This window comes from Wenyingzhuangia sp. (assembly GCF_039768515.1).
In the GTDB taxonomy this organism is placed as follows: domain Bacteria; phylum Bacteroidota; class Bacteroidia; order Flavobacteriales; family Flavobacteriaceae; genus Wenyingzhuangia.
Genome location: NZ_JBDNAI010000006.1, coordinates 1 through 24912 on the forward strand (window position 1 = coordinate 1; position 24912 = coordinate 24912).

The following is a 24912-nucleotide window of genomic DNA, read 5'->3' on the forward strand; positions in this document are numbered from 1 at the left end:
AGTGGTCCCACTTGGGCTCGAACCAAGGACCCCCTGATTATGAGTCAGGTGCTCTAACCAGCTGAGCTATGAGACCTAAAGCGGTGGCAAATTTAATATATTTTTATATTCTAACAAATAAAATAGAGCTTTTCTACCTATACTTTTCTACTCATTAAATAATTCCCAAAACCAATCAATTTTTCTTTTGTTTTTGAAGATATCGCAACATGATCTAGCACCTCAAAAGCGTGCTGAGTATAATTTTTTATCTCTTGCTGTATCTCTTTAACAGCCATGGACTTAACAAATAATTCTTTTGCTTTTTCAATTTTAAAATCAAGATCTACTTGTTGGTGAGTAAACAATTCTAACAACTGAGCTTGTTCAGCTCCTTCGAGATTCTGATACGCTTTTAAAAACAAAAAAGTCTTTTTATTTTCAATGATATCTCCTCCCACTTGTTTTCCAAAGGTCTCTGGATCTCCAAAAGCATCTAAATAATCATCTTGCAATTGAAATGCCAAGCCTAAACTCAAACCATATTGATACATTCCTTCTGCGTCTGCTTCGGTAGCATTTGCAATAATGGCACCCATTTTTAAAGCTGCCGCAACCAATACCGATGTTTTCAAACGAATCATCTCTATGTATTCTGGTATAGAAACATCTCCTCTAGTTTCAAAATCCATATCATACTGTTGACCTTCACAAACTTCTAAGGCTGTCTTTTGGAACAAGTGCATCAATCTTTTATAGGTCTCACCGTCGTATGCTTCTAAATATTGATTTGCCAAAATCATCATCGCATCACCAGAAAGGATTGCAGTGTTAACATCCCATTTTTCATGTACAGTAGCTTTTCCTCTTCGTAAAGGGGCGTCGTCCATAATATCATCATGTAAAAGAGTGAAATTATGAAAAACCTCTACCGCCAATGCCGCATGCAAACCTAGTTGGTAGTCTTTGCCAAAGGCATCTACACTCATTAGTGTAAGCAATGGTCTAATTCTTTTTCCTCCTAACGAAAGGATATAATCCACGGGATCATAAAGATGACTAGGTTCTTTGAATGTTGTTTGTGCTTTTAAAAAAGACAAAAACGAATTGCTATATTTTGATAAGTCCAAATGTTAAAGTTTTTAAAGTAAAAGTAACACATTGTTAGGCTTTAAAAAATCAAATTTAACAAATATTTATATCTAGTTAAAACTTAGGAAACTTTAATTGTTTTTATAGTTTCCTGTCCTATATTTGCACTGTGGATACAAGGATCGATTTGATGAAATACAAAATACTGAACAAAGCCTCTGAAATGTTTTTAAACCTTGGCTTTAAGAGTGTCACAATGGATGATATCGCAAGTGCGCTAGGGGTATCCAAAAAAACCATTTATTCGCATTTTGCAAACAAGAACAAATTGGTTGAAGAAAGTACCTCGCTAATTTTTGAAAAAGTTTGCCAAGGGATCAACTTTATCTGTGGCAAAGAAGAAAACTCAATTAAAGAATTGTTCGAAATCAAAAAATTTGTTTTCACTAACTTTAGTAATGAAAATATTTCTCCTCAACACCAATTACAAAAATTCTTCCCTGAAATTCATCAAAAAATGAAAAACAAACATTTCGGAATGATGAAAGCTTGTATTGAAAAAAACTTAAAGAGAGGAATTAAAGACGGACTGTTTTTACCAAACTTGAATACTGATTTCGTCACAAGAATCTATTTTACGGGTATTAATGGGATTAAAGATGAACATATTTTTCCTGAAAAAGAATTTAGAAAAAAGGAATTGATGACCGATTATTTACAATATCACATCAAAGCGATATCGACTACAAAAGGAATTGAAAAACTAGAACAAATCATAAATAACAAACAAAATTAAGAATGAGAATACTTCCTAAAATTTTTATTTGCTTCCTCGCATATGCAATCATACCTTCTAGTATGCGGGCTCAAAACAGTGAAGTTTTGAAAAATGAATTCACACTTTCAGAAGCTATAGATTTTGCAATTGCAAACAACAGATCCTCAAAAAACAGTCTATTAAACATTGAGGCCGCAAAGCAACAAAAATGGGAAACCACCGCCATGGGGCTTCCACAAATCAACGGTAAAATTGAATACACAAATTACATTCAATACCCTCTGACAGACGAAATGCTTGAAGGATTCCCACTGGCTGCATTTATGTTTCCTAAATATAGCTTAACACCCAGTGTCACCCTGAGTCAACTTATTTTTGATGGCTCATATATTGTTGCGCTTCAGTCTGCAAAAGTATTTTTAGACATCACAAAAAACGCTAAAATAAAAACTGAGCTAGAGGTCACAAAAGCGGTTACTGGCGCCTACAATAATGTTTTGCTAACGGAAGAAAGCTGTAAGCTGATTGAAAAAAACATCATCAACATCAAAAAAAATCTAGAGGATTCTAAAATTATGTTGGCAAATGGATTTGTTGAAGAAGAAGATATTGAACAATTACAGATCACACTGAACAACTTAGAAAACAACCTAAACAGCTTGAAACAAATGCACGTTATTTCTTTAAAGATGTTAAAACTTACACTAGGTATAAGCAACAACAAAGAGATCAGGTTGACTGAAGGTCTACATACGCTAATACAAAGAACAACTTCTAAAGCAACAACCCTTGAAAACTTTTCTGTTTTCAATAATATTGACTACCAAATAGCAGAAAACGAAACGACTTCAAAAAAGTTGTTATTCAACTTAGAGAAAGCAAAGCTATTGCCCTCAATTCGTGGTTTTGTAGCTGGGAGTAATATTGGTAATAGCCAAAGTTTTAGTTTCTTTGAAAAATCGCAAACTTGGATCTCAACGGCTTTAGTGGGTGTAAACATTGACATTCCTATTTTTTCATCCTTTGGAAGTACCGCAAAAAGAAAAAGAGCTAAAATAGACTGGAAAATCTCTCAGAACAAACTCATTGACACTGAACAACAAATAGAAATCAACTACGAAAAGGCACAATCTGATTTGGATTTGGCTCTAAACACACTTGAAAACAAAATACTTAATCTTAGGTTGGCTGAACGCATAGAAAATAAAAACAACATCAAATACAAAGAAGGTATCGCTAGTAGCTTTGAGTTAAGACAAGCGCAGATGCAACTATACAGTAGCCAACAAGAATACCTACAAGCAATGGTCAATGTGATCAATAAAAAAACTGAACTTAACGCATTACAAAACTAAAACGCTCTCAAAAACAGAATTATGAAAAAAATAATATTAACCATTTCTGCAATTACAATGATTGCGTGTGGGTCAAAAAAAGAACAAACAATTTCTGAGGTTATCAAATCAAATAATATCAAAGAAATTAAAGCCAAAAGAAACATTTTGCTAAGTGATGTCAAAACACTAGAAAATGCTATTGCTAAGCTAGACACCGTTAAGAAGTTTACTTTGGTTTCTACTTTAACAACGAAACCGACAGAATTTTATCATTATATAGAGGTACAAGGTAATGTAGAAACAAAACAAAACATCATTCTTTTTCCAGAGATTGGAGGAACTTTAAAAACTCTTTTAATTGAAGAGGGTCAAAAAGTAAACAAAGGTCAAATCATTGCTTTGATTGATGAATCGGGTTTAAACTTTCAACTAGAACAGTTGGTCGCTGATGCCAATTTAGCAAAAACTACTTTTGAAAGACAAAAACGCCTTTGGGATCAAAAAATTGGTTCTGAAATCCAATTCTTACAAGCCAAAACAGTTTATGAAGCGAAATCTAAAGCTGTAGATAATCTGAGAGTACAAATAGGAAAAACTCAACTAAAAGCGCCATTTAGCGGAATTATTGATGACATCATTACAGAAGAAGGTTCTTTTGTTGCACCAGGTCAATCTCCAATTGTTCGTTTGATCAACTTGGACCATATGACAATTGGTGCAGAGATCCCAGAAACATTTATCAAAAATGTTAAAAAAGGTAAAAAAGTAGGCTTACATATTCCTGTCTTAGACGCCAATGCAGAAACCATAATTACTCAAACTGGAAATTACATCAATCCAAACAACAGAAAATTCAAAATAGAACTTGATGTACCCAAAAGTATTGAAGCGAAACCAAATATGTCTGTCCACTTAAGCATCAACGATTACTTTAATGAAAATGCTATTTTAATTCCTCAAAGCATTATTTCTGAAAACGAAAACAATGAGGAGTATGTATATACAGCTGCTAAAAAAGGAAATTCATACACCGCTGTAAAAACCTTTGTTGAGCTAGGCAAAACAAACAAAAATGATATTGAAGTTACCAAAGGTTTGGCGCCAAATACTCTTGTTATTGTAGAAGGAGCTAGATCGGTTAAAGAAGGGCAAAAAATAACGATTATAAACTAAGTTGAGTATGTCTAAAAATAAAAAAACCACCACTAAAGAATTTGCATGGTCGTCTTGGGCAATCAACAATAGGACCACCATGTATGTCTTGGCAGGATTGATGTTGATCTTAGGAATCGGCGCCTACAATACCCTACCAAGAGAAAATTTTCCTGAAGTAAAGGAAACGAAAATATACATCAATGCCATGTATCCCGGGAATACTGCCGAGGATATAGAACGCTTGATTATCGATCCACTAGAAGATGTTTTAGAGAATGTCAGCAATGTAACCAAAGTAACCTCTACTTCACAAGAGGATTATGGAATTATCATTGTTGAATTTGATGAAAAAATTACGGTAGCGTCTGCAAAACAAAAAGTTAAAGATCAGGTTGATGGTGTAAAGGCTGGAGAGGATTGGCCAACTTTTAATGGAGCGAAGGTAGATCCTGCTGTTTTTGATTTAAACATTTCAGAAGAAATGCCGATTCTTAACATCAATCTTACTGGAGATTATACCGTTGAAAAGTTAAAAACTTTTGCGGAGCTTTTAGAGGATAAAATCGAAAAACTCCCTGAGATTAAGAAAGTTGATCTCCGAGGAGCTCAAGAAAAAGAGATCGAAATTGCTGTTGATGTCTACAAAATGAGTGCTGCCAAAGTCAGCTTTGACGACATCATAAACGCAATAAGACAAGAAAATGTGACCATGTCGGCAGGAAACTTAATCGCAAGTGGACAGCGCAGAACAATAAGGATCTTAGGAGAAATCCAACATCCAAATGACCTCAAAGATTTTGTGATCAAGAGACAAGGAGGTATCGTGTACCTTAGAGATGTCGCGGATGTTTTTTTTCAAGAAAAAGAAAAAACCACTTATGCTCGTGAATGGGGCAAAACAGTCGTCATGCTCGACGTTAAGAAAAGAGCTGGTAAAAACATGGTTGAGGCGGCAAATAAGATCAAAGAGATTGTCAAAAATGCAAAAACAACTTACTTACCAAATGATTTAGAAGTAAGCATCAGCAACGATCAATCCTCTAATACCCTTAACCAAGTTGATGACTTAGTAAACAACATTATCTTCGGTATTTTATTAGTCATCTTGGTGTTAATGTTTTTCCTAGGATTTAGAAACGCGTTATTTGTTGGTTTCGCGATTCCAATGTCTATGTTTATGTCTTTCTGGATCATTAACCTTTTAGGTTATTCAATGAATACTATGATTCTTTTTGGATTGATCATGGGATTAGGAATGCTAGTAGACAACGGTATAGTTGTAGTTGAAAATGTTTACCGATTGATGGATAACGAAGGAATGTCAAGAAAAGAAGCAGCCAAAAAAGGTATTGGTGAAATTGCGTTTCCAATCATCATTTCAACAGCAACCACTGTCGCTGCGTTTATCCCTCTTGGCTTATGGCCAGGGATTATGGGACAATTCATGAAGTACTTTCCAATCACGTTATCAATCGTATTGGGTTCTTCTTTATTTGTAGCTATATTTTTTAATTCTGTTTTGGTCTCTCAATTCATGTCTGTTGATGAAAAGAAACTGACCTATAAACAACTTACAAAACTAACTCTTATTCTCTGTGGATTTGGAATACCAATCCTACTTTTTGGTGGACCAGTTCATGGCTTTGGGAGCTTAATGATTTTGACTTGTTTATTGTTTTGGTTGTACAGACTTTTTATCAAAGATGGAGCGGTCTATTTCCAGGAAAAAATATTGATTTCATTTGAAAATGGCTACGAAAAAGCAATACGATTTTCATTAAAAGGTTGGAAACCCTATTTTCTTATTGTGGGAACTTTTGTACTCCTCATCCTCTCTTTCATGGTATTTGGTGCATCAGTCGCTTCAGGAAAAACTCAAGTTGAATTTTTCCCGGACAATAAACCCAATCAAATCATTGTTTACCTTGAGTATCCTCAAGGGACAGACATAAAAAAAACGAATGATATTACTAAAAAAATTGAAAGCCGTGTCTACAGGATTTTAAACGAAGAAGTTTACTTAGACAATGGCTACAACTTTTTAGTTGAATCTGCAGTATCTCAAGTAGGAATGGGAGCAGGAAACCCCAACACAGATAGCAATGATTCTGAAATGCCACATAGAGGTAAAATTACCGCTACAATGCGAGAATACAAATACCGAAAAGGGGCAGACTCAGAAGAGTTAAGACTTAAGGTTCAAGAAGACTTAAAAAACAAGTTCCCAGGAATTTTAATTTCAGTTGAAAAGGATGCTGCTGGACCTCCTGCAGGATACCCTATCAATATTGAACTACAAGGTAATGACTATTCGGAATTGATCAATGTAGCTCAAAAAATGCAGAAATTTATCTCCGATAGAAATATACCCGGAATCGATGAGCTTAAGATTGATGTAAATAGAGCAAAACCTGCCATGGAAGTTTACGTAGACCGAAAGAAAGCAGGTGCACTGGGAGTACCTGTAGTATTGGTCGCCAATCAACTTAGACGTTCAATTTTTGGAGAAAAAGCAAGTGTTTACAAAGAAGATGGCGAGGATTATGATATCTATATTCGTTTCAATTCAGAAGACCGAAGCAATTCAAGCTTGCTATTTAATCAAAATATTGTGTTCCGAAGTCAAATTGACGGACAACTTAAGGAAGTTCCTATCTCGGCATTGATATCTCAGAGAAACACTTCCTCTTTCAGTGCGATCAAACACAAAAATGGAAACAGAACAGTTGTCGTATATTCTGCTTTGGCTCCTGGATATAAAGATGCTGCAGCAGTAGTAAAACTCATAGAGTTAGAAATGGCCGAATTTAATTCTCCTAAAGGAATCACTTTCGATTTCACAGGGCAAATTGAAGAACAAAACAAACAAATGTCCTTCTTGATGGGCGCCTTAATAACAGGACTTGGTTTGATCATGTTCATCTTGGTCTTCCAATTTAACTCCGTAACAAAACCTGCCATCATTATGGTGGCTATTTTCTTGAGTTTCACAGGTGTATTCTTTGGAATCATTGGAATCGGAATGAGTTTTGTAATTATGATGACGATGATGGGAATCATTTCTTTAGCCGGTATTGTGGTAAATAATGGTGTAGTATTGTTGGATTACACACAATTGCTATTGGATAGAAAGGCTGAAGAATTGGCGCTACCAGAAGGAGAAATCATTTCAGTTGAACATGCGCGTGAAGCAATTGTCCAAGGGGGGAAAGCTCGACTGAGACCGGTTATATTAACGGCAATCACTACTGTATTTGGTTTGATACCTCTTGCAATAGGCTTCAATATAGACTTTTTTGCTCTTTTCAATACAGGAAATCCAAACATATACATGGGAGGTGATAACGTAATCTTCTGGGGGCCACTAGCATGGACCGTTATTTTTGGACTAACCTTTGCTACTTTCTTAACTTTAATTATTGTTCCAGTGCTCTTTTACTTGTTACACAAATTAAAAGTTAGAATTAAAAATAGATAAATTAAAAAGTTTTTCTCTAAAGGCTATTTGATTCTTTCAAATAGCCTTTTTACTAAACCGAGCCATCTTAAAAAAACATAACTAACCATTTAAAACACATCCCATTTAATATGCCTAATTTCACCTGATGAAATTCTCAAAAAAAACATATACCGTTGAAGAAGCGAAAAGAGCGCTAGAAAACTACTGCATCTATCAGGATAGATGCCATAAAGAAGTAGAAGAAAAATTGTTTAAAATGGGAATGATTCCTCAAGCTTGTGAAGTGATCATTCTTCATCTTTTAGAACACAATTTCCTGAATGAAGAACGTTTTGCTCAAAGTTTTGCTAGGGGTAAGTTTAGAATCAAAAAATATGGAAAAGTTAGAATCACACAAGAACTAAAGTTCAGAAAAATATCTGCCTATAATATTAAAACAGCATTAAAAGAAATAGACGAAGAGGAATACTTAGAGGTTCTTGAAGACTTGGCTACACAGAAATGGAACAACACCAAAGAGTCTAATTATTATAAGAAAAAAAAGAAAGTAAATGATTACTTACTTAGAAAAGGATACGAATCTAACTTAATTTACGAGACACTATCTTCGTTCTCATCTTGAACTACTCTATGGAATCTAGTTTTGAAAAGAAAAATTGATTCTCCAACAACTCCTTTTCAAATTTTTTTTGCTCATAAATAGCATTGATTTTATCATTAATCATGTTGTGAAGTGTAAAAACACTCTGAGTCTGTTTAACGATTTCTTGTACTGTAATCGCAGGTATGTCCTTCATCTCTTGCAGTCTTAAAGCCTGATTGTAAAGTGTATTCATCCTAGCTCTTATTCCTTTTTCATTCAGAGAAACAACATGGATTGAATCTTTCATCAACACCACATCATTAACTAATTTTTGTGATAGGTTTAGAACTTCATTTGGGGAACACTTTTTTAAAAGCTGCAAGTCTTTTTCCACTTCTGCATACCCTTTCCACCCGATAACAGAATCCTTATAAATCAATTCTACCGACAATAACGTATCTATTTCGACTACCTCATCTTTAATATTTTGATACTTGACTTTAGAAGTTAACTCTTCTTCAAGCTTAACCTCTTTACTGTTTTTACAAGAAAACATAAAAACGAGCAACACCAGTACAAACAAATTTTTCTGTTTCATAAGCACAAATATAGGATTACTCATTGAAATACGACGATGTTACTTTTGAGATATACAATAACATATTCCCCTTTTTCATTTCTTTAGTCATAAAACAATCAATGCAACTTCTTTAAAAAATACCGAATTATTCGATATTTAGCTAATATATTTGTAAAAACAAAACACGTTATATGTTTCTAGATTTTGAACAGCTTGAAAATAACGCTAAAGTCTTTTTGTACCCTAGCAACAAAAAATTTTATCCAGAACTTTTAAAAGAGATCGATAGAAAAGTTAAAGATTTTGTGACCCAATGGGCGCTTGAAAATGAAATTGAAGCGGGTTTCGAAATCAAATACCAACGCTTTATTGTCATAGCCATTAATCAAAGTAAACCCATAACCACTCGTATTATTGATGATTTGGTTTCTTTTATCTTTAAGCTACAAATAACACATGATATTGAATTGCTGGACAAACTAAATGTCTGCTTTAAGCAAGGTGAACATGTACAATACAAAGAGGTGAAGGAGTTTAAAAAACTCATTAAAAACAAAAGTGTCAACACAGACACAGTTGTTTTTGACCACCTAATCAACACCAAAGAAGAGTTAAATTCTGACTGGGAATTACCTGCTAAGGACACATGGTACGGGAGGATGTTTTAATTTTTTTCGTCAGCCTCTAATCCGAAATCTTCCAAAAAACTATTTATGGTTACAGCATGATCAACTTGAAAATCACCAATTTTTGTTCTTCTCAATGCCGATAAATGAGACCCTGAATTCAACGCTTTTCCAAAATCATACGCCAGAGAACGGATATAAGTTCCTTTGCTGCAAGCTACTCTGAAATGTATGTTTGGAAAATCAAGTGCTAATATCTCGAATTCTGAAATGGTTATTTTTCTTGATTTTATTTCTGTGGTCTTCCCCTGTCTAGCCAATTCATACAGACGCTTTCCTTCTTTTTTAATTGCCGAAAATATGGGTGGAACTTGATCTATTTCTCCTATAAACTTTTTTGTAGTTTCCTGAATCATACTTGTTGTGATATGCTCAGTTGGAAATGTTTTATCAATTTGAGTTTCTAAATCGTAGCTAGGCGTAGTACTTCCTAAAGTAATGGTCCCTGTATACTCTTTGTGCTGGGCTTGATACGTCTCAATCTTCTTGGTAAACCTCCCGGTACACAAGATCAACAAACCTGTAGCTAAAGGATCTAGTGTGCCCGCATGTCCAACTTTAATATTCTTGATGCCAAAGTGTTGTTTGATGACCCAACGAAGTTTATTTACCACTTGGAATGAAGTCCAGTGTAAGGGTTTATCAATCAATAATACTTGACCTTCTTTGTACGCTTCTAGTGTTTTCATTTAAGTAAAAATGGTAAATCCAACGGCTACTAACCCTACGACTGAACAATAAACGGAAAAGTATATCAATCTACTTTTTTTCACCAAAGCAATCATCCATTGACAAGCCATCAATCCAGCAATGAAAGCTGCAATAAAACCAGCTCCCATAGGGATTATTTCTTCTGAGGAGAAATGAATATCACCTCCTAAAATATCTTTAGCGATCTTCCCAAGTATTAACGGCACAACCATTAAAAAAGAAAACTTAGCCGCTTTATTTCTATCCACACCTAAGAGAACTGAGGTAGAAATCGTAGCTCCAGATCTTGAAATTCCTGGCAGCATCGCAATTGCTTGTGACAATCCAATAACAAGAGCTCCAAACATCGAAACATCTTTGCTCGTTGTTTTTGATCTATCTGCTAATAATAACAACACCGAAGTAATCAACAACATCAATCCTACCAACAAAATTTTACCTCCAAAAAAAGAAGCCAACACTTCTTCAAACACCAACCCTACACATACCGCTGGCAACATGGATATCATAATTTTTAAAGAAAACATAAACTCTTGATTGATTTTACCCTGAAACAAACCTCTAAAAACCTGAATTACTTCTTTTCTAAAAATAAGCAACGTGCTTAATGCTGTTGCAAAATGTAATACCACCGTGTACGTCAAACTTTCTTCTGGCAAAGCACTGTCACCCATGATAAACTTAGCCAGTTCTAAATGACCACTTGAAGAGACTGGCAAAAACTCAGTCAAACCTTGTATCAATCCTAAAATTATTGCCTCTAACAGATCCATGACATTTACTTTGAAGGTTTAGCTAAAATGGCCCAAATCTCTACTCCAAATCCTATTAGCACAAGGGTAGGTGCCACTCTAATTCTTCTGAAGTTATATATAGATTCATCAAATACTACTGGCGTATCTGAACCTCCACCAGACATCAAAACAAAACCTATTGCAATAAACAACAATCCAACAATCATTAGCTGGTAATTTCTTTTTTCAAACACAAAATCCTGGGCAATTTTTTTTTTCATATTTTAGAAATAGAGTTGATTTGTTTTCAATCTTAAAAATCTTTGGGTGGCCATAAATGCGCTTACCGCTGTGATCAATAAAGCAGAGCCAAATACCCCACCTACAACAAAAGAGAGCACCCTAACATCCTCCATCAACTGTAAAGCAGGTAACTTATGATTTATTTTATAACACACGAAAAGTAAAATAGTCGAAGCAAAGAAAGCTCCTATCATGCCTAAACGCATACTACTCAATATAAAAGGCACACGTATGAACGATTTAGTTGCTCCAACCATTTGCATTGTTTTTATGGTAAATCTTTTAGAATAAATGGAAAGTCTAATCGAACTGTTCAATAACAAAACTGCAATCACTGCTAATATTGACACGACTACAACCAACCAAAAACCAATTTTTTTTATGTTTTTCGTTAATAAATCTACCAAGGGAGCATCGTAAGCAGCTTCTTCGATAAATGGATCTTGTTCCAGTTCTTTACCTATGTAAATTAACTTTGCCGGATTAACAAAATCAGCTTTCAAAGTGATTTCATAGTAGCTCTTCAAGGGATTGTCTCCTAGAAATTTCAAAAAATCTTCTCCGATGTCTTTGCTAAATTCTTGGGCCGCTTGCTCTTTTGAAACAAACCTTACCGTATTCGTGAATTCTTTGTTCAACAAACTCTTTTTTATGGTAGCTTGCTGTGCAACCGTAACATTGTTTTTCAAGTATAATGTTACACTCACTTTTTCTTTAAAATAACCACTTAGATTTCGATATTTTAAAACAGTTAAACCCAAAAAACCAACCATCAACAAAACTAAAGTTATACTTAATACCACAGACAAGTATGAAGCTTGTAAACGTCTTTTTTGATACTTTTCAAAAGATTTTGACATGTTGTACTCTCAATATATTTTTTGCAAGGTACTATCAAAAAATGATTTTAAAAAATCAAGTGCACAGAATTATAAGCATCTTATTATTTACCTATCTTTTGAACATGAGATCATCTTACAATTCCGAAAAGTAATTGTGAATCTTAGATACTGACCTAGTAATTGTTCATTGCATATTGTATCTTTGCAGAATGGAAGAAACAAATAGACAAAAGAAAATAGCAGGGGTCATTCAAAAAGATTTAGCCGAGGTATTACAACTTGATGCTAGAAATGGTTTACGTGGTGTAATTATTTCAGTTTCAAAAGTATCTGTCACTGCAGATTTGGGTCAAGCCAAAGCTTATTTAAGTGTTTTCCCATCAGAAAAAAGAACAGAAATTATAAATGCTGTAACTGAAAATGTTGCTGGAATACGTCACGAACTTGCTCAACGTACAAAAGGCCAATTGAGACGCATGCCAAACCTATTATTTTTTGGTGATGACTCGTTAGATTACATTGAAAATATTGATGATTCATTACAAGGGAAAGACAAAAACCCAATATTTAATCCTGAAATTCTAGAAAAAAGAAAAAAATCTTAAGCTTTTGAAATTCCCTCTATATATTGCCAAAAGATATTTAAAATCTAAAAGCGGTAATAATATCATTAATATTGTTACTATTTTGGCTTGCTTGGGGGTTGTAGCAGGTACGACTGCTCTTTTTATTGTTCTTTCTGTATTTTCTGGAATCGAAAACTACAGCTTAGGTATTTTAAAAGCTAGTACTCCTGATCTTCGAATCAGTCCAAAAAAAGGGAAAACCTTTATCATTGACGAACATTTTTCTGAGGTCATGGAGGGCCTATCCCATACTACTTTCTACACTAAAATACTTGAAGAACGTGCTTTCTTTAAAAACAAAGACAAAGAAGAGATTGCATATATAAAAGGTGTCGATAGCCTTTTTAACAAGGTCACCCCTCTTGATTCATTAATCATCGTTGGAGATTGGTTTGATAACAACAGCAAAAATGCATGTATTACAGAGTACCAGCTGACTCGAAAACTCGATCTAAATGTTTATTCAGACCTCCTTCAAGTCTATGTTCCTAAACCAGGTAAGGGATATATCACAACCTCTACCAAAACCATCAACACCATAAAACCACAAGTTGTGGGTGTTATTTCTAGCCAAAACCAAGATGAAAACAAATACGTATACGTCCCTTTGACTTTATGTCAACAGCTACTTAGTAAAACCCCTAACGAAATCAGTTATATTGATCTTGCAACAGAAAACGATGAACAATTAAACAAAACACTTAAATACCTTAATCAAAAACTTCCTCGTTTCAAGATAGAAAAAAGAGAGGAAATCAATGGCTCATTTTATAAGATTTTAAACTCCGAAAAACTGATTGCTTATCTTGTTTCTCTGTTGGTGGTTGTTCTGGTTTTATCCAATACCAGTGGAACTATAATTATGGTTATTGTAGATAAGAAAAAAGACATCAATACCCTTTCAAATCTTGGAACGCCATTAAAGAACATAAGACTTATTTTTAGTATCTATGGATTTTTTTTGAACTTGGCAGGAATGATTATCGGAATAGGAATTGGGGTTCTTATGGTACGCATGCAGCTCTATTATAAACTGATTATGATCACTCCATCCGTCGCCTATCCTATAGCTTTTGAATGGGGAAACATTTGGATTGTTAGCACCACTATTGTAGTTTTTGGAGCACTAGCTAGTGTATTGGCTAGTGGAAGGATCTCTAAAAAATTGACAACGAACAACCGTCAACAATAGGGAACAGTCTTACTGTTCTTGCAAAGAAAAAACTCTTTTTAACAAATTACTGTTGCGCGAAGTAATCTCGGTTCTTATGCTAAGCTCTTCAAGGGAAATCAAATCATATAAGCAGTCCAAAGTTTGCTTGGTTATCTCCTCTATCAAATCTGGATTTATTTTCTGTACAAAAGGAATCTGGTTGTACTTTTCTATCATCAGTCTCCATACTTCATCTGCTCCTGTTGTTTCAAAATATTTTTTAACAATAGGCTTAAAAAGAGTATTTAGCTCCTCTTTTTTTTTATCAAAAAAATAAGCAGTTACTGCGTGATTACCCCCGTGTAAAATTTGATCAACATCCTTAAAAACCAAGCTATCAATCACGATTTTTAGCTCCGGAACTCCCGCTTTTAAGGAGGATGCTACAGTTCTATTTAACCCCAACAAACCTTTGTCTGCCAAATCTGACAAACCATATTTCCTCATGGCTATGTCGAGTTTTTGTAAACCTAAAGGAAAACCAACACGATCCAATTCATGATCATAAAAATTTCTATTTTGACCCCGTGGCACTACCTGATCATTGAGACCTTTCTGCAAGACCGCTATTAAACCTTCTTGAACTTCTAAAGCACTCAATTGATTTTTAAGAACTACACGCTTATTGTCGACTCTAGTTAGTGCAGAACAACTTAACAAGCCCAGTAAAATAAATAATGATATTGTCTTTTTCATCCAAGCAATTATTTTCTGAAAGAATCTGTATTTTTATCATATCCATAAGGACAATGCTTACAGCCACTTTTACAACAATACCCTCTTTTTTTGTGATACTGCTCTGTAAACACTCTAAAGCCCTGTTCATTTGTATAATAATCTCCCTCTTCAATTGGAATATTTAACATCTTTATTTCTTTTGGGAAACAAAAATAGGAAACCCCCGTTGATAAAAAGAAACAATTATGATTATTATCTCCACACCACAGTACCCTGTCTATTCACTTAAAAAAAGTACCTTTGCCTTATCTTAATTACCAAATATGAAAGATGTTTTAGGAACTGCTTTAAAGGCGTACTATTTTGACAAAAACACAAAAGACAAACTATTTACAAACTCCTCTATCTCTGAACAAGACGAACTGCCCTTAAACTATCTTTTCAGATCTTTTAAGGAAATGCCTGTCCTGGAACAAAAAGCATTAGCACTTGCGAAAGGAAAAATATTAGATGTCGGGTGTGGTGCCGGCAATCATGCTTTGTATTTACAAGACCAAAAGAAAAATGTGAAGGGAATCGATATTTCAAAAGGCGCTATTGAGGTTGCAAAAGACAGAGGACTGAAACATACTGAAATTAACAATATTTATGATTTTAAGTCGGAAGAGAAGTATGACACCATTTTGGTATTGATGAACGGAACAGGTATTTGTGGTAAACTGGACAAACTTGCCGACTTCCTAACACACCTGAGTAGTTTTTTAAATCCGAGTGGTCAAATTCTGATCGATTCTTCGGATGTTATCTATATGTTTGAAGATGAAAAGGGAGAACATTGGATTGATGCTAGCCAAAATTACTATGGTGAGGTTGAATTTTCGATGAAATACAAACAACTGGAAACTGAAAAATTTGATTGGCTATATGTTGATTACAACACATTACAAAGATGTGCCATTTATCATCAATTGAACTGTGAACTGATTATAGAAGGAAATCATTATGATTATTTAGCAAGAATTACAAAAGCGAAGTCATGAATAAAATACTCATTATTTTAGGGTTTGTTTGCAATATATTATTTGCTCAACATAAAGATTATTCAAAAGAAATTAGAACCTATAGGAAGGACCTAGTCCAAAGTTTTAAAAATAAAAACGAAAGCCCATTACCGGCCAAAGAACTAAAAAAATTTATTGGGCTTCCTTTCTTTCCTGTAGATAAAAAGTATCGCGTCAAGGCTAAATTAGAATTCACCTTCAATACCCCTATTTTCTATCTCCAAAACACAAAAGGAAAGTCTGAGGCCTATCAACAGTATGCAATTGCTACTTTTAGCATTAACAAACAACAACTACAGCTAAGTATTTATCAAAGTATAAGGCTTAAAAATAAAAAAGGATATGAAAACTATTTATTTATACCCTTCACAGATCTTACAAATGGGAAATCTACCTATATTGGCGGGAGATATTTAGATACTCGAATTCCTGAGGAATATACAGGAACAATCCTCTTGGATTTTAACAAAGCTTACAACCCTTATTGCGCATATAATAAAAATTATATTTGCCCGATCCCTCCCAAAAAAAACCATTTAGACATCTCAATACTTGCAGGTGTGAAATACTAAAAAAGGTTGATGCATGGCATCAACCTTTTGAATTTTTAGCAGAGAAACAATTAAACTTCGCTTTCTGGTGCCAATTCTATCTCTAATCCGTCTAAATCTTCAGTTATGGGTATCTGACACCCCAAACGTGAATTGTCTTCTACGTAAAAAGCTTGATCCAACATGTCTTCTTCAGCATCTGCCTTTTCTGGTAATTCGTGATCTGATAATATATAGCATTGACAAGAAGCACACATAGCCATTCCTCCACAAGTTCCTTCTACAGGTAATTCGTAGGCTTTACAGAGCTCCATCATGTTCATTGCCATGTCTGTAGGAGCTTGTAACTCGTGAATAACTCCTTCTCTATCTTTAATTTTTATGGTTATATCAGACATTAGTATACTGAATTTTAATTGTTTATAATTCTAAAATTAAAAGGCAAATATACAACCTAAACCTTAACTATTGAAAGGATATGATTGTGAATAGCCGCTAGACGAAAAACATCTTTAGATTAGATGCTTTTCACAGTTGCTTTTTTTGCTTCTTTCTTTTCTCCGTCAAATCCTTCTACACCATTTACTGTTGTATACTTCATGACATAACGCTTACCAGGGTTAATGATATTGTATGCATATTGAACTGCAATCGTCGCCTCATGAAAACCACAAAGAATTAATTTCAATTTACCTGGATAAGTATTTACATCTCCAATAGCAAAAATACCTGGAATATTTGTGGAGTAATCTAAAGCGTTGTTCACAACAATAGCATTTTTTTCAATCTCTAATCCCCAATCCCCTATAGGACCTAATTTGGGAGACAACCCAAACAATGGAATAAAGTGATCACATTCTTTGATGATTTCTCCCTCTGTTTTATGCTTAATCATCACTGATTCTACTTTTCCATCACCTTGAATTCCTTTAACCTCGGCATCGGTAATCAAATTGATCTTCCCTAGTTTAGACAATTCCGCTACTTTTTCTACTGAATCTAGAGCTCCTCTAAACTCATTTCTACGATGTACCAAAGAGACTTCACTCGCAACATCTGACAAGAAAATAGACCAATCCAAAGCAGAATCACCACCACCAGAGATCACCACTCGTTTGTCACGATATAACTCAGGATCACGAATAATATACTCTACTCCTTTGTCCTCAAAATCAACCAATTCTTTAATAGGTGGTTTACGAGGCTCAAAAGACCCTAATCCGCCAGCAATAAATACTGTTGGAGCATAGTGCTCTGTTCCTTTATTTGTAACTACTTTAAAAGTACCATCTTCTAATTTCTCAATTGTTTGTGCTCTTTCTCCTAACGTGTAACCCGGCTCAAAAGGTTTAATTTGTTCCGCTAAGTTATCAACCAGATCCCCTGCCAATATCTCCGGATAAGCTGGAATATCGTATATAGGTTTCTTTGGATAAATTTCCGAACACTGCCCTCCTGGTTGTGCTAACGCATCAATCAAATGACAACGTAATTTTAACAATCCTGCTTCGAATACTGCGAACATTCCTACTGGTCCTGCTCCAATGATTAATATATCTGTTTTAATCATGATCTTACTATTTTTTATTTATGATCTATTTAAATCGCGATTGCAAAAATCAATATAATTTTTCAATCAACCGCCTACCTATTACTCTTTTATCTTGTTTTTAACGTCTCCAACTAAGCCTTTTGTAAACGCATTCATCTTTTCAACTTTCTCTTCAAAATCACCTTTGATGGTATCTCTATATTTATTCAAATATTCAGCTAAATCATCTATGTCCTCCGGCAAAACAGACTCAAAAAATTGACGCAGTCGCTTGGCCATTGTAGGCGACTTACCATTGGTAGAAATTCCTATTTTCACATTACCCTTGGTTACAATTCCACCCATATAAAAATCACAATATGGAGGATTATCTGCTAAGTTTACTAAAATTGAACGCTCTTTGCAATCGTTGTATACCTTCATGTTTACACGTGGCACATCTGTTGTTGCAATCACAATGTGTTTGCCTTCTAATAGACTAGAGTCATAATCTCCTTCGATCATTCTTACCTTCCCTTCCTTTGCCTTAGCGATCGTTTCTTCTCTATAAAATGGAGAAATCATGGTTACTTTAGCTTCTGGACTTGACTTTAACAAGAAAGACAATTTTTCTAAGGCTACATTTCCACCTCCTACAATTAATGTATTTAAAGAGGTCACTTTTAAGAAAACTGGATATAGCTGATTTTTTTTCATCATAATTTCAATCCCTTTTTATTTAACAGATACTCATACAAAACTTTACTTTCTTTTACCGTTTCACCTATGACAATCATAGAGGGATTCTTCAATCCTTTTTGGTTGATGATTTCCAAAATAGTGTTGATTTTTCCTATCGCTAATTGTTCTTTATCCCAGGTTCCATTCTCTATAATCGCTACCGGAATTTCTGTTTTTCCATAAGCTAAAAAAGCATTTACAATTTTTTCCAACTTGCTCATTCCCATCAACACAACAATAGTGACTTTAGAACTTGCAGCAGCTTCTATATCTTCACTTAGTTCTACCTCCGAGGTTGTTCCTGTAATGACTCTAAAACTTTCGTTAACCCCTCTTTGGGTTAATGAAATTCCAAAGCTTGCAGGAGCAGCAATGACTGAAGTAACCCCAGAAACAATATCAAATTCAATCCCTTTGTCTAATACATATTTTAATTCCTCTGCACCACGGCCAAAAATAAAAGGATCTCCTCCTTTCAAGCGAACGACATGTTTTCCTTTAGTAGTGTGCGTTATGATTAATTCATGAATTTTTTCTTGTATGAACTTGTGAATTCCTTTTCGCTTGCCAACAAATATTTTTTCTGCATGAGGAGCATATTTCAATAATTCTTCGTTGGCCAAAGCATCGTATAAGACAACATCTGCCTGTTGTAAAGCTTTCACACCCTTAAGTGTGATCAACTCAGGATCTCCAGGACCTGCTCCGACAAGTGTTAATTTTCCCAACATTGTTTACTTATTAATAACTCCTAATATTTAACTAAAGGAACCTCACTTTTTAAGTTATCATTATTCTGCTAACGCTGTGGTTCTGTAATCATCGACTAAATTATAGAATTTATCAGCTTCCTCTATGTATAATTTTGCAAATTCTTGTGACTTCTCATTTTGATTAATTCTATAAATAAAAGATTCAAAATCAGTACCCAAGTCAATCTTACCTGTCTGAATAAAAATTTCATTAAAATCAGAAATAATTTTATTGTGCGTATTGGTTTTAGTTCCTTCTGCTGTTAAAATAGCTTTAGCGGTGTGGACCATTGAACTGTATGCAAAATAAATTGCATCACTTAATTTACCGGCTGCTAAAGTTTCTTTTGCATTTGTCAATTTATCTTTTGAATCCAACAATAGTGTTGCTACTAAATCAATGACAACACCCGCACATTCTCCTGTTCCTACTGCTTTTTCATATTTATCTTCAGACCCCCAGTCAATAAAATCTGACTCTAGTAAGTTGTCTGTGCTAGACAATGGCTTTAAGAAATCGTAAAAATATTTCTGTCCTCCTTTGCTATCATAATATGATATAAAATCTACACCTCCTGAATTCTCAATATAATCATCTAAAATTAATCTTAGTGCCTCTGGACCTCTTTTTGAAGGAACTTTAATTACTTTATCTGCAATTCTACCAGCTCCATCTCCCAAGGTCCCTCCTCCTAACAACACTTGTAAGGCGGGAGCCACATACTTTCCTGATTTCACAGACATCCCCTGAAATCCAATATTACATAAGTTATGCTGTCCACAAGCATTCATACAACCCGAAATTTTAATTACCAAATCCGAAGCAGTCGCAAACTGAGGATATTCTGCTTTTAATACTCTACCTAATTCTTTAGCAGCCCCTGTAGATGAGGCGATTCCTAAATTACAAGTATCTGTACCAGGACACGCAGTAATATCGGCTACGGATTCATATCCTAAATCTGCAAAGCCTAATTCTTTTAATTGTGTGTAAAAAAATGGTAACAAATCTTCACGTACATGGCGGACAAGTATATTTTGACGTAATGTAAAACGCAATTCATCTGCCGCATACTCTTTTATCAGATTTGCTAAAGCTCTCGCTTCAGGCAAATAAAAATCTCCAATATTAACTTTGATTCCTAAGGCAAATAAACCCTGTTGTTTTTGTGCAAATACGTTGCTTGATTTCCAAGCTTCATAAGCCTCAACATCGTCAATTTGTACCTTAGGTGCTATGATTCCTGACAAATCTGGTGTATTATTGAACCCTTCTGTACTTATTTCTACTGTCTGATTAGATAATGCTAGCTGTTCTTTTGCTACAATTTCATTAAATCCTTCGAACCCTAAATCCTTAACTAAGAATTTTAGACGAGCTTTTGCTCTTTTTGAACGTTCTCCGTACCTGTCGAAAACACGTATAATAGACTCCATATAAGGAATTATTTTATTGGCTTCCAAGAATTCAAAAGCAACATCAGCCAAACGAGGTTGAGAACCTAAACCTCCAGCTAACATCACTTTAAATCCTACTACTGGTCTTCCATCAATCACCTTGATTTTAGCAATAAAACCAATATCATGCATATAAGACAATGCAGAATCTTCATCTGAAGAAGAAAACGAAACTTTAAACTTACGTCCTAACTCTTGAGAGATGGGATTACGTAGAAAAAACTGAAACACAGCATGAGCATATGGACTCACATCAAACGGCTCCTCAGGATTGATTCCTGCATCTGGGGAGGCAGTTACATTTCGTACTGCGTTACCACATGCCTCTCGCAAAGTGACATCACTCTTTTCTAGTTCCGCCCATAATTCTGGTGTTCTGTCCAAACTTACATAATGGATTTGAATGTCTTGACGAGTAGTAATGTGCAAACGACCTCTTGAATACTCTTCTGATACATCACAAATACGCAACAATTGTTCAGAAGTTACTTTTCCGTAGGGCAACTTGATGCGGATCATTTGGACACCAAACTGACGTTGACCATAAACACCACGTGCCAATCGTAAACTTCTGAATTTCTCTTCATCTAATTTACCATCGTAAAATTGTTGAATTTTATCTCCCAATTCGATGATATCTTTTTCAACGACTGGATTTTCTATTTCTGATCTAAAACTTTGCATTTTTTAATGAGTTTAAAAGGTTTAAAATTCAAGAGGTAAAGACGCTTCATTTTTAACATCTAACAACTTGAAAATTTGACGGTAAATTTTTATTGTATAAATCCTGCTCCTGAGGTATTATTTGTTTGTGGGTCAATCAACACAAATGAACCTGTCGTTTTATTTACCGTGTAAGCATCATAAAACAAGGTCTTTGCTAGCTTAAAAGACACTTTTCCTATTTCGTTAATCTGTAGCGCAGTAGCCTCCTTTTCCCCCGAAAAATCTGTTGCAATTAAAGCATCAATCGAGGTTACTTTAGCAGCAATAACATTTGCTCCTTGTTGAATTAGGTATTTTTTCCCTACCACCAAATTGGCTACATCCATCCAACATACTTTAGCGTGTAGCACTTTAGTCTCTTGCGGTAATTCTGATGATTTTACGATAAGATCACCACGAGAAATATTGATATCATTTTCTAAAGTTATATTGATAGAAGTTCCTCTTTCTGCAACACTATATTTTTTATCAAAAAAATAGAGATCTTTTATTTTTGAGGTGGTCTTTGAAGGCAATACTGTTACCTCATCTCCAATTGCCAAGCTTCCTCCATATAATTTACCGGCATAGCCTCTAAAATCATGAAATTCTTCTGTCTTAGGACGAATGATGGTTTGAACAGGTAAACGTGCTACAGATGCTCTATAAACATCCTGAGCTTCTAAAGATTCGAAATGCTCTAAAAGCGTAGCTCCAGCATACCATGGAGTATGTTTAGATTTGTTCACAACATTGTCACCTTGCAAAGCAGACACAGGAATAAATGTGATATTTTGTGTGGAACCTGCTCTTTTAGCCAATGCAGTTATCTCTTGCTTGATAACTTCAAATTTCTCTTGAGAAAAATCTACCAAGTCCATTTTATTTACTGCAATTATAATATCTTTTATTTCTAGTAAATTATTAATGAAAAAATGACGATATGTTTGTTCTATCAATCCATTTCTCGCATCAACTAAGATAATTGCTGCCTGGGAAGTAGAAGCTCCTGTAACCATATTTCGAGTATACTCTACATGACCAGGCGTATCTGCAATGATGTAACTTTTTTTTGCGGTAGAAAAGTAGATATGCGCTACATCAATTGTAATTCCTTGTTCTCTTTCTGCAACTAAACCATCGGTAGCCAAAGAAAAATCTAAATAATCAAATCCTTTTTGTTTACTCGTTCGCTCTATAGCTTCTAATTTATCGTCAGTCAGAGAACGTGTATCATAAAGTATACGACCTATCAAAGTACTTTTCCCATCGTCGACACTTCCTGCTGTTGCTATTTTTAAAACTTCCATTTTGTTTGTTAGCTATGGCTTTTAGTTTTTACTAAAAACCTTGTTTTTAATCCTTTTTTTTTGAGCTATTGACAGTGAGTCATAGCTAAAACCAATAGACAACCTAAACCTTAGAAATATCCTTGTTGTTTACGTTTCTCCATTGCTGCTTCTGATCTTTTATCATCAATACGAGCACCTCGTTCTGAAATAGAAGAATCTCTAATTTCTTCTACTACTTTGGAGATAGAAACTGCATCAGACAATACCGCTGCGGTACAACTCATATCTCCCACTGTTCGAAAACGAACCATCAACTCTTCCACTTTTTCATCTTCGGCACGAAAAACCACGTCATCTTCTGCTGACCAAATCATTCCGTCTCTCAAGAAGACTTTACGTTTGTGAGCAAAATAAATTGATGGAATCTCAATCTGCTCTTTTTCGATATAAGACCATACATCTAATTCTGTCCAATTCGAAATCGGAAAACAACGTACATTTTGACCTAACTCTATTTTTCCATTAAGCAAATCAAACAATTCAGGACGCTGATTTTTTTCATCCCACTCTCCAAAATCAGAACGAACAGAAAAAATTCGTTCTTTCGCTCTTGCCTTTTCCTCGTCTCTTCTAGCGCCACCAATACAAGCATCAAAACCGAATTCTTCTATGGCATCTAACAACGTTTCTGTTTGTAACATATTTCTTGAAGCGTATTTCCCTATTTCTTCAGTAACTTTACCTGAATCTATATTGTCTTGTACATGACGTACGATCAACTCCACCCCTAACTCTTTTGTCAAACGATCTCTAAACTCAATCGTTTCAGGAAAGTTGTGCCCCGTATCCACGTGTAAAAATGGAAATGGTATTTTTGCTGGCCAAAAAGCTTTTTGAGCCAATCTAACTAGAGTAATAGAATCTTTACCTCCTGAAAACAATAGTACTGGTTTTTCAAATTGTGAAGCTACTTCTCTAAGAATGTAGATGGCTTCACTTTCTAATGTATTTACTCTTAATTCGTTCATTTTGTTTTTTAATTGGTCGTATTTGCTTTTTCTGCTACCTACTACATTCAATCTTTATGTTTTTTTCTCGTCACCTCTGGCTGTTGAAATCAAATGGTCTTAATTGTGTAAACCACACTCCCTGTTTCCAAGTACTTTTGTCGGATCGAAATATTTGTGTTCGTTTGGAATCTTATTTTCTTTCAGATATAAATCCAATTCCTCGTCTGAATGATTGTAGAAAGGACTGACTTTCAAAACACCATCTTCACCTTGAGACACTATACTGATAGAATCTCTAAACGCTGTTTGCCCTTTCCTAAGATTTGTAAACCAAACATCTGGCTGGTGTACCGACATTGCTCTTTTAAATGGTTCTAATTTCACTTGAGAAGTAAATTCTTTATGCATTGGATCATCTATGTGAGGAATACCCATCACCGCATCTCTATGAGAAGAAGTCTGCTTTGGTACATACAAATCAATATTTAAACCTAATAATGCAATCAATTCCTCGGCATGCTTGTAAGTGTTAGGCGTATTATAACCTGTATCACACCATACGACAACAATTGAGGGCTCTACACTTGTAACCGCATGTAAAATAGCCCCTTCGTAAGGTCTAAAATTTGTTGTTACAACTGGAGATTCTGAATGATTTATCGCCCAAGTCACAATCTCAACTGGTGACTTCCCTACTAAATCTAAATTAAATTGAGCTACTTGCTCACTTGAATATCTTTTACTCATTTTTTTCCCCATTTTATTGAATTCCATGCACGTTCGTGAAAAAAATACAAAATCATTTTTGTTACAAAATCTATAGAAGCAATTGCAGAAGCTGTAGCAACATCCTCTACAACAAACCATGAAACCACTAAGGTATCTATAGTCCCCACACACCTCCAACTTACCGCTTTTATCACACTACGTACAGGTGAGTCTGATGAAGCAGATTGACGATAACTGAGATCAGTTCTGTTTGCTATTATTTTTTCTGTAATCATTTTTTAATTGGTTTACTTCATTTTATTATCCTACCTAATAAGTAGGGAAT

27 protein-coding genes and 1 tRNA gene are annotated in these 24912 nt (G+C 34.7%); 10 read left to right on the forward strand and 18 right to left on the reverse strand.

What is annotated here, in order from left to right; all coding sequences use genetic code 11:
- Positions 1 to 2: 2 nt before the first annotated feature.
- A tRNA-Ile gene (locus tag ABF281_RS00455) sits at positions 3 to 76 on the reverse strand.
- Between the two features lie 61 nt (positions 77 to 137).
- Positions 138 to 1109: a polyprenyl synthetase family protein gene (locus ABF281_RS00460; protein ID WP_347179735.1), complete on the reverse strand. Its 972-nt coding sequence runs from the start codon at positions 1107 to 1109 to the stop codon at positions 138 to 140.
- Positions 1110 to 1261: 152 nt separating this feature from the next.
- Between ABF281_RS00460 and ABF281_RS00465 the strand changes: the two genes are divergently transcribed.
- The 5 genes from ABF281_RS00465 to ABF281_RS00485 all read left to right on the forward strand — a co-directional run bounded on the left by ABF281_RS00465 (position 1262) and on the right by ABF281_RS00485 (position 8423).
- Positions 1262 to 1867 (forward strand): TetR/AcrR family transcriptional regulator, encoded by a 606-nt coding sequence (locus ABF281_RS00465; protein WP_347179736.1) that lies wholly within the window; start codon positions 1262 to 1264, stop codon positions 1865 to 1867.
- 62 nt (positions 1868 to 1929) lie between these two features.
- Positions 1930 to 3204, forward strand: a complete 1275-nt coding sequence (locus ABF281_RS00470) for a TolC family protein (RefSeq protein ID WP_347179737.1) — start codon at positions 1930 to 1932, stop codon at positions 3202 to 3204.
- Positions 3205 to 3225: 21 nt separating this feature from the next.
- A complete protein-coding gene (locus tag ABF281_RS00475; RefSeq protein ID WP_347179738.1) occupies positions 3226 to 4359 on the forward strand; it encodes an efflux RND transporter periplasmic adaptor subunit in 1134 nt (377 codons plus the stop codon).
- Positions 4360 to 4366: 7 nt separating this feature from the next.
- Complete coding sequence (locus ABF281_RS00480; RefSeq protein WP_347179739.1) at positions 4367 to 7819, forward strand: efflux RND transporter permease subunit; 3453 nt, start codon at positions 4367 to 4369, stop codon at positions 7817 to 7819.
- A gap of 127 nt (positions 7820 to 7946) precedes the next feature.
- The gene (locus ABF281_RS00485; RefSeq protein WP_347179740.1) at positions 7947 to 8423 is read left to right on the forward strand and encodes a regulatory protein RecX; all 477 of its coding nucleotides are present in this window, start codon (positions 7947 to 7949) and stop codon (positions 8421 to 8423) included.
- Position 8424: 1 nt separating this feature from the next.
- Here ABF281_RS00485 and ABF281_RS00490 read toward each other — a convergent pair whose 3' ends face one another.
- Positions 8425 to 8982 carry a hypothetical protein gene (locus ABF281_RS00490; RefSeq protein WP_347179741.1) on the reverse strand — a complete coding sequence of 186 codons (558 nt, stop codon included), beginning with the start codon at positions 8980 to 8982 and terminating at the stop codon, positions 8425 to 8427.
- Between the two features lie 173 nt (positions 8983 to 9155).
- Here ABF281_RS00490 and ABF281_RS00495 point away from each other — a divergent pair, with 173 nt between their 5' ends.
- Positions 9156 to 9632 carry an ABC transporter ATPase gene (locus tag ABF281_RS00495; RefSeq protein ID WP_347179742.1) on the forward strand — a complete coding sequence of 159 codons (477 nt, stop codon included), beginning with the start codon at positions 9156 to 9158 and terminating at the stop codon, positions 9630 to 9632.
- Here the strand turns inward: ABF281_RS00495 and truB are convergent.
- From truB to ABF281_RS00515, 4 genes are read right to left on the reverse strand one after another with little or no spacing between them, the layout of a single operon-like run.
- Positions 9629 to 10339, reverse strand: a complete 711-nt coding sequence (truB, locus tag ABF281_RS00500; protein WP_347179743.1) for a tRNA pseudouridine(55) synthase TruB — start codon at positions 10337 to 10339, stop codon at positions 9629 to 9631. The two genes, ABF281_RS00495 and truB, sit on opposite strands and share 4 nt — an antisense overlap.
- Positions 10340 to 11134 carry an undecaprenyl-diphosphate phosphatase gene (locus ABF281_RS00505; protein ID WP_347179744.1) on the reverse strand — a complete coding sequence of 265 codons (795 nt, stop codon included), beginning with the start codon at positions 11132 to 11134 and terminating at the stop codon, positions 10340 to 10342.
- A gap of 5 nt (positions 11135 to 11139) precedes the next feature.
- The gene (locus ABF281_RS00510) at positions 11140 to 11376 is read right to left on the reverse strand and encodes a DUF3098 domain-containing protein (protein ID WP_347179745.1); all 237 of its coding nucleotides are present in this window, start codon (positions 11374 to 11376) and stop codon (positions 11140 to 11142) included.
- A 3-nt stretch (positions 11377 to 11379) separates the two neighbouring features.
- Positions 11380 to 12258, reverse strand: a complete 879-nt coding sequence (locus ABF281_RS00515; protein ID WP_347179746.1) for a permease-like cell division protein FtsX — start codon at positions 12256 to 12258, stop codon at positions 11380 to 11382.
- A 191-nt stretch (positions 12259 to 12449) separates the two neighbouring features.
- Between ABF281_RS00515 and rbfA the strand changes: the two genes are divergently transcribed.
- Both rbfA and ABF281_RS00525 read left to right on the forward strand, forming a co-directional pair.
- Positions 12450 to 12845, forward strand: coding sequence for a 30S ribosome-binding factor RbfA (gene rbfA, locus ABF281_RS00520; RefSeq protein ID WP_347179747.1), 396 nt, complete (start codon positions 12450 to 12452; stop codon positions 12843 to 12845).
- A 4-nt stretch (positions 12846 to 12849) separates the two neighbouring features.
- On the forward strand, positions 12850 to 14058 hold the full coding sequence (locus ABF281_RS00525; RefSeq protein WP_347179748.1) for an FtsX-like permease family protein: 1209 nt from the start codon (positions 12850 to 12852) through the stop codon (positions 14056 to 14058).
- A gap of 9 nt (positions 14059 to 14067) precedes the next feature.
- Here ABF281_RS00525 and ABF281_RS00530 read toward each other — a convergent pair whose 3' ends face one another.
- Complete coding sequence (locus tag ABF281_RS00530; RefSeq protein WP_347179749.1) at positions 14068 to 14775, reverse strand: DUF4197 domain-containing protein; 708 nt, start codon at positions 14773 to 14775, stop codon at positions 14068 to 14070.
- 8 nt (positions 14776 to 14783) lie between these two features.
- Positions 14784 to 14945 (reverse strand): DUF5522 domain-containing protein, encoded by a 162-nt coding sequence (locus tag ABF281_RS00535; protein ID WP_347179750.1) that lies wholly within the window; start codon positions 14943 to 14945, stop codon positions 14784 to 14786.
- Positions 14946 to 15080: 135 nt separating this feature from the next.
- Between ABF281_RS00535 and ABF281_RS00540 the strand changes: the two genes are divergently transcribed.
- Together ABF281_RS00540 and ABF281_RS00545 are read left to right on the forward strand one after the other, a co-directional pair.
- Complete coding sequence (locus ABF281_RS00540; RefSeq protein WP_347179751.1) at positions 15081 to 15797, forward strand: methyltransferase domain-containing protein; 717 nt, start codon at positions 15081 to 15083, stop codon at positions 15795 to 15797.
- Complete coding sequence (locus tag ABF281_RS00545) at positions 15794 to 16390, forward strand: DUF1684 domain-containing protein (protein ID WP_347179752.1); 597 nt, start codon at positions 15794 to 15796, stop codon at positions 16388 to 16390. The genes ABF281_RS00540 and ABF281_RS00545 overlap by 4 nt, the downstream gene beginning before the upstream one ends.
- A gap of 50 nt (positions 16391 to 16440) precedes the next feature.
- On the opposite strand, the gene ABF281_RS00550 is transcribed toward ABF281_RS00545, so the two are convergent.
- From ABF281_RS00550 to ABF281_RS00590, 9 genes are all read right to left on the reverse strand, one after another.
- Entirely contained in the window at positions 16441 to 16767 is a 327-nt protein-coding gene (locus ABF281_RS00550) for a 2Fe-2S iron-sulfur cluster-binding protein (RefSeq protein WP_347179753.1), read from the reverse strand.
- A gap of 119 nt (positions 16768 to 16886) precedes the next feature.
- Positions 16887 to 17939 carry an NAD(P)/FAD-dependent oxidoreductase gene (locus ABF281_RS00555; RefSeq protein ID WP_347179754.1) on the reverse strand — a complete coding sequence of 351 codons (1053 nt, stop codon included), beginning with the start codon at positions 17937 to 17939 and terminating at the stop codon, positions 16887 to 16889.
- 81 nt (positions 17940 to 18020) lie between these two features.
- The gene (locus ABF281_RS00560; protein WP_347179761.1) at positions 18021 to 18617 is read right to left on the reverse strand and encodes a bifunctional precorrin-2 dehydrogenase/sirohydrochlorin ferrochelatase; all 597 of its coding nucleotides are present in this window, start codon (positions 18615 to 18617) and stop codon (positions 18021 to 18023) included.
- On the reverse strand, positions 18617 to 19372 hold the full coding sequence (gene cobA, locus ABF281_RS00565; protein WP_347179755.1) for a uroporphyrinogen-III C-methyltransferase: 756 nt from the start codon (positions 19370 to 19372) through the stop codon (positions 18617 to 18619). Before cobA ends, ABF281_RS00560 begins: the two co-directional genes overlap by 1 nt.
- Positions 19373 to 19432: 60 nt before the next feature.
- Positions 19433 to 21535, reverse strand: a complete 2103-nt coding sequence (locus ABF281_RS00570) for a HEPN domain-containing protein (RefSeq protein ID WP_347179756.1) — start codon at positions 21533 to 21535, stop codon at positions 19433 to 19435.
- Positions 21536 to 21624: 89 nt separating this feature from the next.
- Positions 21625 to 22866: a GTP-binding protein gene (locus tag ABF281_RS00575; protein ID WP_347179757.1), complete on the reverse strand. Its 1242-nt coding sequence runs from the start codon at positions 22864 to 22866 to the stop codon at positions 21625 to 21627.
- Positions 22867 to 22976: 110 nt separating this feature from the next.
- Entirely contained in the window at positions 22977 to 23876 is a 900-nt protein-coding gene (cysD, locus tag ABF281_RS00580) for a sulfate adenylyltransferase subunit CysD (protein WP_347179758.1), read from the reverse strand.
- A 99-nt stretch (positions 23877 to 23975) separates the two neighbouring features.
- Positions 23976 to 24605: a phosphoadenosine phosphosulfate reductase family protein gene (locus tag ABF281_RS00585; protein WP_347179759.1), complete on the reverse strand. Its 630-nt coding sequence runs from the start codon at positions 24603 to 24605 to the stop codon at positions 23976 to 23978.
- Positions 24602 to 24862: a DUF2061 domain-containing protein gene (locus ABF281_RS00590; RefSeq protein WP_347179760.1), complete on the reverse strand. Its 261-nt coding sequence runs from the start codon at positions 24860 to 24862 to the stop codon at positions 24602 to 24604. The genes ABF281_RS00585 and ABF281_RS00590 overlap by 4 nt, the downstream gene beginning before the upstream one ends.
- Positions 24863 to 24912: the final 50 nt, after the last annotated feature.